At 62.0% G+C, this 15,345-nt stretch carries 15 protein-coding genes; 1 reads left to right on the forward strand and 14 read right to left on the reverse strand.

Going from position 1 to position 15,345, the window contains the following annotated elements:
- Positions 1–35: 35 nt before the first annotated feature.
- Positions 36–1,208 carry a trans-sulfuration enzyme family protein gene (locus DENOEST_RS10355; RefSeq protein WP_145770893.1) on the reverse strand — a complete coding sequence of 391 codons (1,173 nt, stop codon included), beginning with the start codon at positions 1,206–1,208 and terminating at the stop codon, positions 36–38.
- A gap of 138 nt (positions 1,209–1,346) precedes the next feature.
- On the reverse strand, positions 1,347–3,563 hold the full coding sequence (locus DENOEST_RS10360) for an OsmC domain/YcaO domain-containing protein (RefSeq protein ID WP_145770894.1): 2,217 nt from the start codon (positions 3,561–3,563) through the stop codon (positions 1,347–1,349).
- Between the two features lie 401 nt (positions 3,564–3,964).
- Between DENOEST_RS10360 and DENOEST_RS10365 the strand changes: the two genes are divergently transcribed.
- The gene (locus tag DENOEST_RS10365; protein ID WP_145770895.1) at positions 3,965–4,903 is read left to right on the forward strand and encodes an MBL fold metallo-hydrolase; all 939 of its coding nucleotides are present in this window, start codon (positions 3,965–3,967) and stop codon (positions 4,901–4,903) included.
- A gap of 3 nt (positions 4,904–4,906) precedes the next feature.
- Here DENOEST_RS10365 and rlmB read toward each other — a convergent pair whose 3' ends face one another.
- The 12 genes from rlmB to DENOEST_RS10425 all read right to left on the reverse strand — a co-directional run bounded on the left by rlmB (position 4,907) and on the right by DENOEST_RS10425 (position 15,341).
- Positions 4,907–5,635: a 23S rRNA (guanosine(2251)-2'-O)-methyltransferase RlmB gene (gene rlmB / locus DENOEST_RS10370; protein ID WP_145770896.1), complete on the reverse strand. Its 729-nt coding sequence runs from the start codon at positions 5,633–5,635 to the stop codon at positions 4,907–4,909.
- Positions 5,628–6,656 (reverse strand): beta-N-acetylhexosaminidase, encoded by a 1,029-nt coding sequence (gene nagZ, locus DENOEST_RS10375; RefSeq protein ID WP_197970722.1) that lies wholly within the window; start codon positions 6,654–6,656, stop codon positions 5,628–5,630. The genes rlmB and nagZ overlap by 8 nt, the downstream gene beginning before the upstream one ends.
- Before the next feature lie 8 nt (positions 6,657–6,664).
- Complete coding sequence (acpS, locus tag DENOEST_RS10380; protein WP_145770897.1) at positions 6,665–7,042, reverse strand: holo-ACP synthase; 378 nt, start codon at positions 7,040–7,042, stop codon at positions 6,665–6,667.
- On the reverse strand, positions 7,039–7,773 hold the full coding sequence (pdxJ, locus tag DENOEST_RS10385) for a pyridoxine 5'-phosphate synthase (protein ID WP_145770898.1): 735 nt from the start codon (positions 7,771–7,773) through the stop codon (positions 7,039–7,041). The genes acpS and pdxJ overlap by 4 nt, the downstream gene beginning before the upstream one ends.
- A 143-nt stretch (positions 7,774–7,916) precedes the next feature.
- Positions 7,917–8,633, reverse strand: coding sequence for a DNA repair protein RecO (gene recO, locus DENOEST_RS10390; protein ID WP_145770899.1), 717 nt, complete (start codon positions 8,631–8,633; stop codon positions 7,917–7,919).
- Positions 8,634–8,688: 55 nt separating this feature from the next.
- On the reverse strand, positions 8,689–9,570 hold the full coding sequence (gene era, locus DENOEST_RS10395; protein WP_145770900.1) for a GTPase Era: 882 nt from the start codon (positions 9,568–9,570) through the stop codon (positions 8,689–8,691).
- Entirely contained in the window at positions 9,567–10,238 is a 672-nt protein-coding gene (gene rnc / locus DENOEST_RS10400; protein WP_145770901.1) for a ribonuclease III, read from the reverse strand. The genes era and rnc overlap by 4 nt, the downstream gene beginning before the upstream one ends.
- Positions 10,235–10,606: a DUF4845 domain-containing protein gene (locus tag DENOEST_RS10405; RefSeq protein WP_145770902.1), complete on the reverse strand. Its 372-nt coding sequence runs from the start codon at positions 10,604–10,606 to the stop codon at positions 10,235–10,237. The genes rnc and DENOEST_RS10405 overlap by 4 nt, the downstream gene beginning before the upstream one ends.
- 166 nt (positions 10,607–10,772) lie before the next feature.
- Complete coding sequence (gene lepB, locus DENOEST_RS10410; RefSeq protein WP_145770903.1) at positions 10,773–11,561, reverse strand: signal peptidase I; 789 nt, start codon at positions 11,559–11,561, stop codon at positions 10,773–10,775.
- A 266-nt stretch (positions 11,562–11,827) separates the two neighbouring features.
- Positions 11,828–13,618 carry a translation elongation factor 4 gene (lepA, locus tag DENOEST_RS10415; RefSeq protein ID WP_145770904.1) on the reverse strand — a complete coding sequence of 597 codons (1,791 nt, stop codon included), beginning with the start codon at positions 13,616–13,618 and terminating at the stop codon, positions 11,828–11,830.
- 57 nt (positions 13,619–13,675) lie between these two features.
- Positions 13,676–13,930, reverse strand: coding sequence for a glutaredoxin family protein (locus tag DENOEST_RS10420; RefSeq protein WP_145770905.1), 255 nt, complete (start codon positions 13,928–13,930; stop codon positions 13,676–13,678).
- Positions 13,917–15,341 (reverse strand): DegQ family serine endoprotease, encoded by a 1,425-nt coding sequence (locus DENOEST_RS10425; protein ID WP_145770906.1) that lies wholly within the window; start codon positions 15,339–15,341, stop codon positions 13,917–13,919. Before DENOEST_RS10425 ends, DENOEST_RS10420 begins: the two co-directional genes overlap by 14 nt.
- Positions 15,342–15,345 lie beyond the last annotated feature (4 nt).

Raw genomic sequence — 15,345 nt, forward strand, 5'->3', positions numbered from 1 at the left:
TCAAGGCCGTCGGCCCCCGCCAGGAAACCCGCTTATCACCGCAAGGCCTGTTCCAGGTCCGCGATCAGGTCAGCCGGATCTTCCAGTCCGATGGAGAGCCGCAGCATTGCGTCCGAAATGCCGCGTCGGGCGCGCTCTTCCGCGGACAGGCCATGATGGGTCGTAGTGCAAGGTTGGGTAACCAGACTTTCTGCTCCCCCCAGGCTGGGCGCCAGGGCAAAGAGGCCCAGGCGATCGGCGACGCGGGCAGCGACGTCGCCATCCCCCTTCACCTCTATGGTCACCATGCCGCCAAAGCCATGCATCTGCGCCTTCGCCAGGGCGTGTCCAGAAAACTCGGGCAGGCCGGGATAGAACACCCGAGCGATCCCCGGATGCCTGGCCATGGCTTCGGCGACGGCCTGGGCTGCTGCGTTCTGCTGCCTGACCCGGACGACCAGGGTGCGCAGGCTGCGGGAAAGCAGCGAGGCGGTCTCCGGGGAGATCGTGGAGCCCAGGTTCTTGCGCCAGTTCCAGACCGGCATCAGCAGTTCCTTCGATCCCATGAGTACACCGGCGGTGAGATCGCTGTGGCCACCCAGGAACTTGGTGGCACTATGCACCACCAGATCGGCACCCAGTTCCAGGGGGCGCTGATTGACGGGAGAGGCGAAAGTGTTGTCCACCGCGACCCGGGCGCCGTGGGCATGGGCCCTGGCGGCAATGGCGCGGATATCGAAGATGTCCAGGGCGGGATTGGTCGGAGTCTCGAAGAAAACCAGCTTCACGCCAGCGGCCAGCAGTTGATCCAGGCGCTCCAGTTCATGACCGAGGATCAGATGGGTCTTGATGCCCAGCAGGGGCAGCTGTGTCCCGAGCAGCTCCAGGGTGCCGCCGTAGGCATCGCCGACACAGACGATGCCGTCCCGGCCGTGGGTCAGGAACAGGGCTGTTTCCGCCGCCATGCCGGAACAGAAGGCCCAGGCCAGCTCCGCCCCTTCCAAGCCGGCCAGAGTCTCCTCCAGGGCGAAGATGCTGGGGTTCAGGCCGTAGCGGGTATAGAGGGGTCCCGCTGCCCTGCCCTCCACTACATCCAGCAGGTCGGCGGTGGAGGGAAAGGCAAAGGTGGTGGTGTTGTAGATCGGCGTGTAAGGGCTGCCGTAGACATCCTGCTGGGAACTGCCATGAACGGCCAGGGTTGCCAGGCCGCGAGTCAAGTTTTCAGCCACGCGATTTCTCCTGCGGGAATAGGTATGGGTGCGTATCAGACCAGCCAGTGTAGCGAAAGAAAGCCCGACCGAAGATAGCCGAGGAGTTCCGTCCTGCTGATCGCCGTATCGCATCTGATCCAGCCATGACTCGTAACCCTAACTGGATAAAGCCGCCCCATTGGCCCGCGCCGTGTGCAGTTTTTTGTAGCTGTCGATCAAACGCTGGTGCCTATCGAGCCCTTCCAGTTTCATGCTCGTTGGGGTCAAGCCGAAGAAGCGCACACTGCCGTCCACTGAGCCCAGCACCGCGTCCATCCGCGGGTCGCCGAACATCCGACGGAAATTGACCACGTAATCGTCCAGATCCAGATCGTCGTCCAACAACACCTCCAGCACCACATTCAAGGCCTGATAAAACAATCCGCGCTCGACCGTGTTTTCGTTGTATTGCAGGAAGGTTCCCACCAGCGCTTGCGCCGCTTCAAAGTGCTGCAAGGCGAGATGAATCAGCAGCTTCAACTCCAGAATCGTGAGCTGACCCCAGGCCGTGTTCTCGTCGAACTCGATGCCGATCAAGGTGATGATGTCGGTGTAATCATCCAGCTCGCTGTCCTCCAGACGTTCGAGCAATGCCTCCAGGCCGGCATCATCCAGACGATGCAAGTTCAGGATATCGGCGCGGAACAACAGTGCCTTGTTGGTGTTGTCCCAGACCAGATCCTCGACCGGATAAATTTCCGAATAACCCGGCACCAGGATGCGGCAGGCCGTTGCACCGAGTTGGTCATACACCGCCATGTACACTTCCTTGCCCATGTCTTCGAGAATGCCGAACAGCGTTGCGGCTTCCTCGGCATTGGAGCGCATTTTTGTGCTGTGACCCTGGCCGGAAAAGTCCCATTCGACAAAATCGTAATCCGCTTTGGCGCTGAAAAAGCGCCACGACACCACGCCGCTGGAGTCGATAAAGTGTTCAACAAAGTTATTCGGCTCAGTCACGGCGTTACTTTCAAAGGTGGGCCGCGGCAAATCGTTCAGGCCTTCAAAACTGCGCCCCTGCAGCAGCTCCGTCAGACTGCGTTCCAGCGCCACCTCCAGGCTCGGGTGCGCCCCGAACGACGCAAACACACCCCCCGTTCGCGGGTTCATCAAGGTGACGCACATCACCGGAAACTCCCCGCCCAGGGACGCATCCTTCACCAGCACCGGGAAGCCCTGCTTTTCCAACTCCTCGATGCCGGCCAGGATGCCGGGATATTTCGCCAGTACCTCCTGCGGCACATCCGGCAGCGCGATTTCACCTTCCAGGATTTCCCGTTTGACCGCCCGCTCGAAAATTTCCGACAAACATTGCACCTGCGCTTCAGCCAGCGTATTGCCGGCACTCATGCCATTGCTGAGGAACAGGTTGTCGATCAGGTTGGACGGGAAATACACCACCTCGCCGTCCGACTGGCGGACATACGGCAGCGAACAGATGCCGCGCTGCACATTGCCGGAGTTGGTGTCGACCAGATGCGAGCCCCGTAACTCGCCATCGGCGTTGTAAATCTGCCGGCAGTATTCATCGAGTATTTCAACCGGCAGCGCATCTTCAGGGCCAGGCTTGAACCAGCGTTCATTCGGGTAATGCACGAACGCCACGTTGGCAATGTCTTCACCCCAAAACTGGTCGTTGTAGAAATGATTGCAACTCGCCCGTTCTATGAATTCACCGAGGGCAGATGCCAACGCACTTTCCTTGGTTGCACCCTTGCCGTTGGTAAAACACATCGGCGAATGCGCATCGCGGATATGCAGTGACCATACATTGGGAACGAGATTGCGCCACGACGCGATTTCGATCTTCATGCCCAAGCCCGCCAGAACCCCCGCCATATTGGCGATGGTTTGCTCCAGGGGTAGATCTTTGCCCGCAATATAGGTACTCGCTTCCGAAGCCGAATTCAGCGTCAGCAATGCCTGGGCATCGACATCCAGATTTTCCACTTCCTCAATCACAAACTCAGGTCCGGTTTGCACCACCTTTTTCACCGTACAACGATCGATGGAGCGCAAGATGCCTTGCCGATCCTTGTCGGAGATGTCTGCCGGCAACTCGACCTGAATCTTCAAAATCTGCTGGTAGCGATTTTCCGGATCGACAATATTGTTCTGCGACAGGCGGATGTTATCGGTCGGAATATTGCGGGTTTCGCAGTACAACTTCACGAAGTAAGCCGCACACAAAGCCGATGAAGCCAGAAAATAATCGAATGGCCCCGGCGCCGAGCCATCGCCCTTGTAGCGGATGGGCTGATCGGCCACCACCGTGAAGTCATCGAACTTGGCTTCAAGACGAAGCTTGTCGAGAAAGTTGACCTTGATTTCCATAGGGGCATCCCAAAATAGCGTTCAAAACGAATCATGATTGGCGACGAGACGTCAGCGACGTCATTCCGGGGCCGCGAAGCGGAACCCGGAATCCAGAACGCAACGCAGAAAGCCCCTGGATTCCGGGTTCTGCCCATTCGTGCAGCCCCGGAATGACGGTCCTGGGCGATGGGTTGAGGAATGTCGCTAATCAGCAAATGAATCGGCCGCCATTATCCGGTTTTCCCGGTGGGAGAACCGTGCTTCTCAGCAGTTCGAGGATCCGGGGTGCTGGCGACAACGATGGACATGCCGCGGCATCCGGCAAGACAGTTCCCCGTAAGCGGCCGGCGCTAGAGTTTGAATAGTCAACCTAGGGTCGCCTGGTTATCATCCCCGTCGCTTGCGCAAAAAGGAACATCATGGAATTTCTGACCTCCTACGACCACGGCATCCATGCCATCGATTCAGGCTACGGCGGCGAGCGCTTCGACGCCATTCACCTGATCGTGGAACAGGGCCGCGTGGCCGTCATCGACACCGCCACCAATGCTTGCATACCCCGCCTGCTGGCCCAGATGGAGACCCTGGGCATCGCCCGGGAGCAGGTGGATTATGTGATCCTGACCCACATCCACCTGGACCATGCCGGCGGTGCTGGCCAGGCCATGGCGGCCTTTCCTTCGGCCCAACTGGTGGTACACCCCCGGGGCAGCCGCCACATGGCCGATCCAGGCAAGCTCTTCGCCGCCGTGCAGGAGGTCTATGGCGAGGAGGAAGCAGACCGGCTCTATGGCGAACTGCTGCCAGTGGCGGCGGGCCGCATCATCGAGGCGGCCCATGGCAGCACGCTGTCCCTGGCCGGACGGGAACTGCTGTTTCTGGATGCGCCGGGACATGCCAAGCACCACATGGTGATTCGGGACAGCCGCAGCGGACATTTCTTCACCGGCGACACCTTCGGCCTGTCCTATCGGCATTTCGACGCCGGAGGCCGGCAGTTCATCATTCCCACCACCTCCCCCAGCCAATTCGATGCAGCAGCCCTGCACCGCACGGTGGACATGATCGCCGGCTACCACCCTACTGCCCTCTACCTGACCCACTACGCCCAGGTGGTGGATGTGCCGCGCCTGACGGCGGACCTGCACCGGCTCATCGACGCTCATGTGGCGGTCGCGGAACACTGCCGGCCCCTGGGAGAAGAGCGACAGGAACGCATCCGGGCGGGACTGGTCGAGTTGTTTCTGCGGGAGGCTGCGAATCAGGGCTGGGCACTGCAGGGCGAACCCATGCTGAAATTCCTCGCCATGGATATCGACCTAAACGCCCAGGGACTGGACATCTGGCTGGATAGCTGAGTTTTACCTGCGCTGGCGCCGCGCCTCGAACAGGCAGATGCCGGTGGCCACGGAAACATTGAGGCTTTCGACACTGCCGAGCATGGGTATGCGCGCCAGTTCGTCGCAGGTTTCCCGGGTCAGGCGGCGCAGGCCGTCGCCTTCCGCTCCCAGCACCCAGGCCAGGGAACGGCGCTGGTCCACGGCGTAGAGATCCCGCTCCGCCTCGCCGGCCGCACCCACGGTCCAGATGTCCCGTTCCTTGAGTTCCCGCAGGCTGCGGGCCAGGTTGGTGACGGTGATGTAGGGCACGGTATCGGCGGCGCCACTGGCCACCTTGATGGCGGTGGCATTCAGGCCCACGGCCCGGTCCTTGGGAGCGATCACGGCATGGGCGCCGGCCCCATCCGCCACCCGCAGGCAGGCCCCCAGGTTGTGGGGGTCCTGGATGCCGTCCAGCACCAGCAACAAGGCCGGTTCCTCCAGGGTGTCGAGCACGTCGTCCAGGGTGATGTGACGCTGGACGGCACTGATCCGGGCCACCACACCCTGATGGTTCGGCGCCATGCCGTCGAGGCGGGCACTGGCCACCGGCAGCACCCGCACAGCGCAATGCTCGGCCAGTTTCAACAGGTCCCGGACACGGCCATCGTGGCGGTCCTCGGCCAGATAGATTTCCTTGACCCCTTCCGGGTCGTGGCGCAATTTGGCGGTGACGGCATGGAAGCCGTGAATCAAGCGGGTTTCAGCCATGACAGTTCTCCCCTGCCCCCAGTTCCCGTGCGGCGGCAAGGCCGGCCTGGTAAAGGGGTTGTTGAATCAGTGCATCCCAGGACAGGGCGGGCGCCGTGGGCAACAGGCGACCCAGCCGGGCCCCACGAACCGGCTCCAGGGACGGCCGCCAGCGGGTCAGCAGTTCTCCCACCGCATCGGGAGCATTGCACACCAGCAGCACGTCGCAGCCCGCCGTCCAGGCCGCCTCGGCCCGGGCCACGATGTCTCCGGCCACGGAAGCCCCTTCCATGGAGAGGTCGTCGCTGAAGATCACGCCGTCGAAACCGAAGGCGCGGCGCAGTTTCGCTATCCATACCGGTGAAAAGCCGGCGGGTCGTGCATCCACCTTGGGGTAGATCACATGGGCCGGCATCACCGCATCCAGTTCCAGCCGGGCATAGGGCTGCATGTCCGCGTCGATGGCAGCAGCCTCCCGCTCATCCACCGGAATCGCCACGTGGGAATCGGTCTCCACCCAGCCATGGCCGGGGAAGTGCTTGCCGCAGGCCCCCATGCCGGCGGCCTTGAGACCTTCGATCAGAGCACCGGCCAGGGCGCTCACCACTGCCGGGTCCTGATGGAAGGCCCGGTCGCCGATGACGCCGCTGCGTCCCCAGTCCAGGTCCAGCACCGGGGTGAAGGAGAAATCCACACCGCAGGCCCGTAGTTCCGCCGCCAGCACATAGCCGATGGCCCGGGCCGCCGCCGTGGCAGCGCTCGGGTCCTGCTCCCAGCGCCGGCCCAGGGCCGCCATGGCCGGCAGTCGGGTGAAACCCTCCCGGCAGCGCTGCACCCGGCCACCTTCGTGATCGATGGTGATGGGCAGCGGTGGAGAACGCAGGTCGTGGATGGCGGCGCAGAGCTCGGTCAGTTGATCCGGGCTCTGGTAGTTGCGACTGAACAGGATCACGCCACCCACCAGGGGGTGGCGCAAGCGCAAGCGATCCAGGTCGGAAAGCGCAGTGCCGGCAATGTCGATCATCAGGGGACCGAGGGGCATGGAGGATGTCATGCTTGTTCCAGTATCACGAAGGCCAGGGCGTAAGCGCCCTCGTCGGAAAGGGATAGATGGGAAGTGAGGCCCCGCTGCTGAAACAGGGCTGCCAGTTCCTCACCGAATTCGAAACAGGGCTTGCCCAGGGCATCATGGCCGATGGCGACGGCGGGCAGCAACAGGGGGGCTCGCACCCCGGTGCCCAGGGCCTTGCCCAGGGCTTCCTTGGCAGCAAAGCGCTTGGCCAGAAAGCGCGCGGGATCGGTGCTGGCGCGGCAGGCCTCCCGCTCCGATGGCGCCAGGATTTTTTCCAGGGTGCGCTCGCCGTGGCGCTGCAAAAGCAGGCCAAAGCGGGCGATCTCGGCCAGATCGGTGCCGATGCCGTGGATCACGCCGGGCGGCCTCCTGCCGCCGCGACCATCACTCGCTTCATTTCCCGGATAGCGGCTTCCCAGCCCATGAACATGGCGTCCGCCACCAGGGCGTGGCCGATGTTGAGTTCGGCCATGCCGGGAATCGCGGCGATCGCGGCCACATTGCCGAAATGCAGGCCATGACCGGCATTGACCCGCAGCCCCAGAGTCAGGCCATGGGCCACGGCGCGGCGGATGCGCCCCAGTTCCCTTTGCGCCTCCTCCCCTTCGGCCTCGGCATAGGCGCCGGTATGGATCTCCACCACCGGCGCCCCGGCCTTGCGGGCTGCGTCCAGTTGGACCGGATCGGGGTCGATGAACAGGGAGACGCGGATGCCGCCTTCGCTCAGACGACTCACCGCATCCCGCACCCGGTCGAAGCCACCCATCACATCCAGCCCCCCTTCGGTGGTCAGTTCCTGACGTTTCTCCGGCACCAGGCAGACATCCTGGGGCCGAATGCGCAGGGCAAAGGCCAGCATTTCCTCAGTGACGGCAGCTTCCAGATTCATCCGGGTCTTGAGCAGAGGACGCAGGGCCTCCACATCCCGATCCTGGATGTGGCGCCGGTCTTCCCGCAGATGCAGGGTGATCAGGTCCGCGCCGGCCTGCTCGGCCAGCAGGGCTGCCCGGATGGGATCGGGATAGGCAGTGCCCCGGGCCTGGCGCAGGGTGGCCACGTGGTCGATGTTGACGCCAAGATCAATCATGGAAATTCTTTCAATTCAAAACAGTTACGTACCGTGAAACAGAAAATTGAAACGGCAGTTAAATTTTCGAGCGCAGCGAGCCGGCATCGTCGCCTCCCCCGGAGAGGGGGAGGACGGGAGCGGAAAATTGGCTTCCATGAGCGTTACAGTTCCTGCAAGTCCATGAACACCCGCCGCGATTGCAGCACATGTCCGTTGAGATGGTGGGCCAGCAGTTGCCGCATCAACAGCTTGCTCTCGGCCAGAGTACGAGGATCCCGATAGTCATCGGCCTCCAGGTCCAGCAGGGTCTTGCCGGCCAAAGAGGGGAGGCCATCATTTTCCTGGGCGGCCACGGCGCCCCGCTCCACCAGGTAGAGATAGCGTCGGTCCGGCCGGATCGGCGTGCCATCTGCCTCCCGATCCAGGCTCAATCCGTAGCCGATTTCCTTCAGCAGAGATTTTTCGAAGCGGCGCAGTTCCGGCGCATCCGCCCCATCGCCGGCCAGGGCCGCCAGGGCTTCCCCGTAGGCGTCGAACAGGCTGGGATGGGCATCCTCCCGGGGCAGCAGCTTTTGCAGCAGTTCGTTCAGATAATAGCCCAGCAGCAGACAGCGTCCGGTCAGCAGCGGCAGGCCGCCCATCCACTCTGCCTTGGCCAGGGTCTTCACTTCGCCACCGCCGAACCAGCCCAGTTCCAGGCGCTGGAAGCCGATCAACACGCCACGCAAGGCGGAGCGGGGACGCCGAGCCCCCCGGGCCAGCAGCGCCAGACGGCCGTGGTCCCGGGAAAAGACATCCAGGATCAGGCTGGTTTCGCTATACGGATGAGTATGAAGCAGAAAGGCCTGCTGGTCGTCCTGGCGCTGCTTGACGCTCATCGCGCTTCAGCCGGGCCACCCCGGGAAAACAAGGGAGACAGGGGAAGAGCCAGCATTACTCGTAACCGAGGGATTTCAGGACGCGTTCATCGTCGGCCCAGCCGCTCTTGACCTTGACCCAGGTCTCCAGCCAGACTCGACCGCCGAATAGCTGTTCCATGTCCTTGCGGGCATCGGTGGAAATGCGCTTCAGGCGCTCCCCGTCCTTGCCGATCACAATGCCCTTGTGGGCCTGCTTGTCCACGATGACGGCCGCGTGGATGCGGCGCAGGTTCCCTTCCTGTTCGAACTTCTCTATTTCCACGGCGATGCCGTAGGGCAGTTCCTCCCCCAGGTTGCGGAAGAGTTTTTCCCGCAGCATTTCCGCCGCCAGGAAGCGTTCGGAACGGTCAGTAATGTCGTCGGCATCGAAAACAGGAGGCGCCTCGGGCAGATGACCGGCAGCCACCTTGAGCAATTCATCCACGCCCTGCCCTTTTTCCGCGCTGATGGGAACGATGGCGGCGAAGGGATAGGTCTCGGCCATTTTCTGCATGAAGGGCAGCAACTGGCCCTTGTCCTGCATGCGGTCGACCTTGTTGATCACCAGCAGCACCGGTCGATTGTCCGGCAACACCGTGACGATTTCATCCTCACCGCTGCCCCAGCGTCCCGCTTCGATGACGAAGAGCACCACATCCACGTCGGACAGGGTCTGGGTGACGCTGCGGTTCATCATGCGGTTGAGGGCATTGCGGTGCTGCATCTGGAAACCCGGGGTGTCCACGAAGATGAATTGACAGTCCTCCGTGGTCAGTATGCCGTGGATGCGGTGCCGGGTGGTCTGGGCCTTTTTCGAGGTAATGCTGACCTTGGCCCCCACCAGACGATTGTTGAGGGTGGATTTGCCCACGTTGGGGCGACCGACGATGGCCAGATAACCGGTACGGAAATTCATTTTGATTTTGCCATTTCAAGAGCACTGCGAGCCGCCGCCTGTTCTGCGCCGCGGCGGCTGGGTCCGCTTCCCTGGCTGATGATGCCCAGTTCGGGAATACCGCACTCCACCTCGAACTCCTGGGCATGGGCCTCGCCCCGGGTGGTCCGCAGCAAGTAGCGGGGTAGGGGCAGGTGGCGAGCCTGAAGAAACTCCTGAAGCGCGGTCTTGGCATCCTTGCCGGCATCGCTGGGATCGACCCGATCCAGCAAAGGCCGGAACAGCCCGGCGATGACGCCAGCCACGCCATCGAAGTTGCTGTCCAGGTAGATGGCGCCGAAAATCGCTTCCAGGGCATCGGCCAGTATGGAGGGACGGCGGAATCCGCCGCTTTTCAACTCCCCCTCCCCCAGGCGCAGGAAGTCGCCCAATTGCAGGCACAGAGCCACCTCGGCCAGGGTTTCCTGACGCACCAGACTGGCCCGCAGACGGGAGAGATCGCCCTCCCGCAACTGGGGGAAGGCATCGAACAACAAGGCGGCGATCACACAATTGAGCAGACTGTCGCCCAGGAATTCCAGACGCTCGTTGTGGGGAGAACCGTAACTACGATGCGTCAGAGCCTGAACCAGCAGTTCCGAACGGGTAAAACGGTAACCCAGTGCTGGTTGCAGTGCCGCCGGTTTCATTGGGTGGTCGAACTGCCCTCGAAATCGATCAGCAGGCTGACATTGCCGAACAGCGGAACCTTCTTGGGATAGGCAAAGGCAATCACGATCTGCTCCTCTTCCTTGGAAATGTCCAGATCCACGCCCTTGATGCTCTCGACACGATCAATGGGGGCACGCTTGTCGAAAGCCTTGCGAATTTCAGACACGCCGCCCTCTTTCAAGCCCGGCTCCTGGGCCATGGACTTGATGATTTTCTGGATCGCGAAATACTCCAGAACATCGGGAGTCACCTTCATGCCCAGCATGGCCACGACCCCGAGCAGGATGCAGGCCATCAGCAGCCCCCCCAGACTGATACCCCGTTGCAATTTTTTTACCCGAATCATTGCATCCTCCCCTTAACGTGAAAAAGAATTAACGGAGCCAAGTGTGACCATCGAGTGCAGTGAGCCCATAAGCAGCCCCGCCCCGTGGCGGGGTATGGGGGTGGGTGGCGTTCAATTTGCCTTTGCGCATTCTCATCCTCGGGGGTAGTCCTTGCAACCATGCGCTTTAGTGGAACGACCCGATACGCTTCAGGTCACTGAAGTTGAACCAGACAAAGAAGGCCTTGCCAACGATATTCTCATCGGGAACAAAGCCCCAATAGCGGCTGTCCTGGGAGTTGTCCCGGTTGTCGCCCATCATGAAGTAATGACCCGGTGGCACCTCGCAAACCACGCCCTCGCTATTGTAGTTGCACCGATCTCGGTACGGAAACTGGGTGGTCTGGGAAATGAAGGGCGGCGCCTCATCGGCCAGCAGGACGGAATGCTCCACCGTGTCCAGTTGCTCCACGAAACGGGGCGTGTAGTAAAGCCGATCCTTGTCCAGAAAATCATCCACCTTGCGTGTCGCCACCTTCACGCCATTGATGGTGAGCTGCTTGTTGAGATAGGCGATCTTGTCGCCGGGCACGCCCACCACACGCTTGATGTAGTCCAGGGAGGGGTCCACCGGCCAGCGGAACACCATCACGTCTCCCCGCCGGGGAGAATTCAGTTCCACCACCTTCTTGTTGATCACCGGCAAGCGGATGCCATAGGTGTATTTATTGACCAGAATGAAATCCCCCACCAGCAAGGTCGGAATCATCGAACCGGAAGGAATCTTGTAGGGCTCCACAAGAAAGGAGCGCAACAGGAACACCGCGATGATGATGGGGAAAAAACTGGCGCCGTATTCCACCCACAGGGGGTCCCTGGCATCGGGCGCCCGGCGCTTGCGGAACACATATTTGTCGGCCGCCCAAAGAATGCCGGTGGCGACGGAAAGCAGAAACAGGATCAGGGCGAAGTTCATTTTTTCTTTGGGTTAGCGTGAAAAAGCTGCGCCGGAGCCGAGTGTACTCATCGAGCGCAGCGAGCCGATGGGTAGCCCCGCCCAGGGAAGGGGGCGTAGGCGGGGTTGCGCGAAGCACTGCTTCGCGCCGCCGAAGCCGGTCGGCTGTGCAAAGCCGACCGTGGAACGGGGGTGGGGGGCGTTCAATTGGTCTTTGCGCATTTTCATCCTCGGGGGTGGGGGGCGACCATGGGCGTTAGGAATGAGGAATCAGGGCCAGGCCCGCTTTACTTGCCGACCCGCAGCACGGCGAGGAAGGCTTCCTGGGGGATTTCCACGCTGCCTACCTGCTTCATGCGCTTCTTGCCGGCCTTCTGTTTTTCCAGCAGCTTCTTTTTCCGCGTGATGTCGCCGCCATAACACTTGGCCAGCACGTCCTTGCGCATGGCCTTGACGTTCTCCCGGGCCACGATGGTGGAGCCGATGGCGGCCTGAATGGCCACGTCGTACATCTGGCGGGGAATCAGTTCCCGCATCTTGGCGGCCAGCTCCCGGCCGCGATAGGGCGCATTGGCCCGATGCACGATCAGGGACAGGGCATCCACCTTGTCGCCATTGATCAGCACATCCAGCTTGACCACATCGGCCGCCCGGTATTCCTTGAACTCGTAGTCCAGGGAGGCATAGCCCCGGGACACGGACTTCAGCTTGTCGAAGAAGTCCATCACCACCTCGGCCATGGGCATGTCGTAGGTGAGCTGTACCTGACGGCCATGGTAGGCCATGTTCACCTGGGTGCCGCGCTTCTGCTCACAGAGGGTGATCACCGAACCCAGATAGTCCTGGGGCACGAAGATCTTGGTGGTGATGATGGGCTCGCGGATTTCCTCCACCTTCTGGGCTTCGGGCAGCTTGGCGGGATTCTCCACCTGGATCAGGCTACCGTCCCGCATCAGCACCTCGTACACCACGGTGGGAGCGGTGGTGATCAGGTCCTGGTCGAACTCCCGCTCCAGGCGTTCCTGGACGATCTCCATATGCAACAGACCGAGGAAGCCGCAGCGGAAGCCGAAACCCAGGGCCTGGGAAACCTCGGGCTCGTATTGCAGGGCGGCGTCGTTGAGCTGCAACTTTTCCAGGGCATCCCGCAGGCCCTCGTACTGGTTGGATTCCACCGGGTAGAGGCCGGCAAAAACCTGGGACTTGATTTCCTTGAAGCCCGGCAGGGGTTCGGCGGCAGGATTGTCGGCCAGGGTGACGGTATCCCCCACCTTGGCGGCCTTGAGTTCCTTGATGCCGGAGATGATGAAGCCCACCTCGCCGGCGTTGAGCTGGGGCCGGGGCTGGGACTTGGGCGTGAACACCCCCACCTGATCGCACAGATGCATGGAACCGGTGGACATCAGCCGTATCCGGTCCTTGGCCTTGAGGCAGCCATCCACCACCCGGACCAGCATGACCACGCCCACATAGTTGTCGAACCAGGAATCGATGATCAGGGCCTTCAGGGGTGCATCGTTCTTGCCCCTGGGATAGGGGATGCGGGCGATCACCGCTTCCAGGATGTCGTCGATACCCATGCCGGTCTTGGCCGAGCAGGGAATGGCATCGGTGGCGTCGATGCCGATCACGTCCTCCACTTCCTGGCGGGCATTGTCCGGATCGGCCTGGGGCAGGTCCATCTTGTTCAGCACCGGCACCACTTCCACACCCAGTTCGATGGCCGTGTAGCAGTTGGCCACGGTCTGGGCCTCGACCCCCTGGGAAGCGTCCACCACCAGCAGCGCCCCCTCGCAGGCGGAGAGACTGCGGGATACCTCGTAGGAGAAATCCACGTGCCCCGGGGTGTCGATCAGGTTCAGGTTGTAGACCTGACCGTCCCGGGCCTTGTAGCTCAGGGCCGCGGTCTGGGCCTTGATGGTGATGCCCCGCTCCCGCTCCAGATCCATGGAATCGAGTACCTGGGCTTCCATCTCCCGGTCGGAGAGACCACCGCAGCGCTGGATGATGCGGTCGGCCAGGGTGGATTTGCCATGGTCGATATGGGCGATGATCGAGAAATTGCGGATGTGGTCCATTGGACGATAAAAAAGGCGCCTTTTCAGCGCCTTGCGGGGCTACGGAGGGCCGTGATTTTAACGGAAAGCCGCCAAATACTCACGAACTTTGGCCTCGTCCAGGAAGTAGTGGCAGAGCTCGCGCCCTTCCGCTTCCAGCACCGGAACCCATTCGTCGTAGCGGGCCTCCAGCACGGGGTCTGCATCCACGTCCACCACCCGAACCTCGAATCCATGCTGACCACGCAGGGCTTCCAGCGCGGCCAACATGTCGTCACAGAGATGACAGTAAGTCCTGCCATAAAGCGTCAATAGGGGCTTATCTTGACTCACCGAAGCCCCGGATAGAAAGAAAGGTCTGGTTCTCGCCCCGCTTCACCAGCAAGGTGAAGGTGGCCGCCTTGTCCAGCTTGGTCAGCAAGCCATTGAAGTGCTCGACAGACTTGATCTCGGTCTGCACCCCCTTGTCGATCAGGGCCAGGATCACGTCCCCCGGACGCAGGTCGACGCGGCTGTTGCGCACATCGTCCACCACCACGCCGTTCCTGATCCCCAACTGTTTTTTCTGCTCGGCGGCGGGTTCGGACAGTGACAGCCCGAGGCGGTTCACCGCCGGTTCGGCCGCCTTGCCGGGTTTCCGCTGGCCCGGCCCGGCCTTGCCTTCATCAAGCATTTCCGCCACGGTGAGGGTCATGTCGCGGGCGCTTCCCTTGCGCCAGACCTGGACCGTGGACTTGCTGCCCGGCCGGGTCATGCCCACGATGCGGGGCAGATCGCCGGACTGGCCCACCGTCTTGCCGTCGAACTTGAGGATCACGTCGCCTTCTTCAATGCCGGCCTTGTCGGCCGGGCCGCCGCTCTCCACCTTGGCCACCAGCGCCCCCTGGGGACGGGGCAGACCGAAGGACTCTGCCAGTTCCCGAGTGACTTCCTGGATCACCACGCCAATGCGGCCCCGGCTCACCTTGCCCTGGGACTTCAGTTGATCCTTGATCTCCATGGCAATGTCGATGGGAATGGCGAAGGAAAGTCCCATATAGCCGCCGGAGCGGGAATAGATCTGGGAATTGATGCCCACCACCTCGCCCCGCATGTTGAACAGGGGACCGCCGGAATTGCCGGGGTTCACCGCCGCATCGGTCTGAATGAAGGGCACATAGTTCTCCTGGGGCAGGGAGCGGCCCTTGGCGCTGACGATGCCGGCCGTCACGGTGTTGTCCAGGCCGAAGGGGGAGCCGATGGCCACCACCCATTCACCCACCTTCAGCTTGCCGGGGTCACCCAGTCTGACCACCGGCAGGCCGCTAGCCTCGATCTTGAGCAGGGCCACGTCGGTGCGCCGGTCGGTGCCCAGCACCTTGGCCTTGAACTCGCGCTTGTCGGTCAGCCTCACCACCACCTCGTCGGCCTCGGCCACCACATGGGCGTTGGTCAGGATGTAGCCTTCGGGACTGACGATGAAGCCTGATCCCAGGCCCTTGTTCTCGAATTCCCTTGGCATCCCCGGCATGCCCGGAATCCCCCGGGGCATGCCGAAACGCTTGAAGAATTCGAACATCGGATCGTTCTCGTCGAAGGGCAACGGGGAACGGTTGCCCTTGATCACCTGGGTGGTGCTGATGTTCACCACCGCCGCCCCCTGCTTTTCCACCAGGTCGGTGAAATCCGGCAACTCCCGCCCCTGGGCCAAAGCGCCGAGAGCCAGGCAGGTCAGCCAGAACGAAACCAACAATCTCTTGATCATGCTT

The organism is Denitratisoma oestradiolicum (genome assembly GCF_902813185.1).
GTDB lineage: Bacteria > Pseudomonadota > Gammaproteobacteria > Burkholderiales > Rhodocyclaceae > Denitratisoma > Denitratisoma oestradiolicum.

Coding starts and splice junctions, on each gene's coding strand:
- DENOEST_RS10360 (WP_145770894.1), bottom strand. CDS start 3,563: ATGGAAATCAAGGTCAACTTTCTCGACAAGCTTCGTCTTGAAGCCAAG.
- DENOEST_RS10365 (WP_145770895.1), top strand. CDS start 3,965: ATGGAATTTCTGACCTCCTACGACCACGGCATCCATGCCATCGATTCA.
- rlmB (WP_145770896.1), bottom strand. CDS start 5,635: ATGGCTGAAACCCGCTTGATTCACGGCTTCCATGCCGTCACCGCCAAA.
- nagZ (WP_197970722.1), bottom strand. CDS start 6,656: ATGCCCCTCGGTCCCCTGATGATCGACATTGCCGGCACTGCGCTTTCC.
- pdxJ (WP_145770898.1), bottom strand. CDS start 7,773: ATGATTGATCTTGGCGTCAACATCGACCACGTGGCCACCCTGCGCCAG.
- recO (WP_145770899.1), bottom strand. CDS start 8,633: ATGAGCGTCAAGCAGCGCCAGGACGACCAGCAGGCCTTTCTGCTTCAT.
- era (WP_145770900.1), bottom strand. CDS start 9,570: ATGAATTTCCGTACCGGTTATCTGGCCATCGTCGGTCGCCCCAACGTG.
- rnc (WP_145770901.1), bottom strand. CDS start 10,238: ATGAAACCGGCGGCACTGCAACCAGCACTGGGTTACCGTTTTACCCGT.
- DENOEST_RS10405 (WP_145770902.1), bottom strand. CDS start 10,606: ATGATTCGGGTAAAAAAATTGCAACGGGGTATCAGTCTGGGGGGGCTG.
- lepB (WP_145770903.1), bottom strand. CDS start 11,561: ATGAACTTCGCCCTGATCCTGTTTCTGCTTTCCGTCGCCACCGGCATT.
- lepA (WP_145770904.1), bottom strand. CDS start 13,618: ATGGACCACATCCGCAATTTCTCGATCATCGCCCATATCGACCATGGC.
- DENOEST_RS10425 (WP_145770906.1), bottom strand. CDS start 15,341: ATGATCAAGAGATTGTTGGTTTCGTTCTGGCTGACCTGCCTGGCTCTC.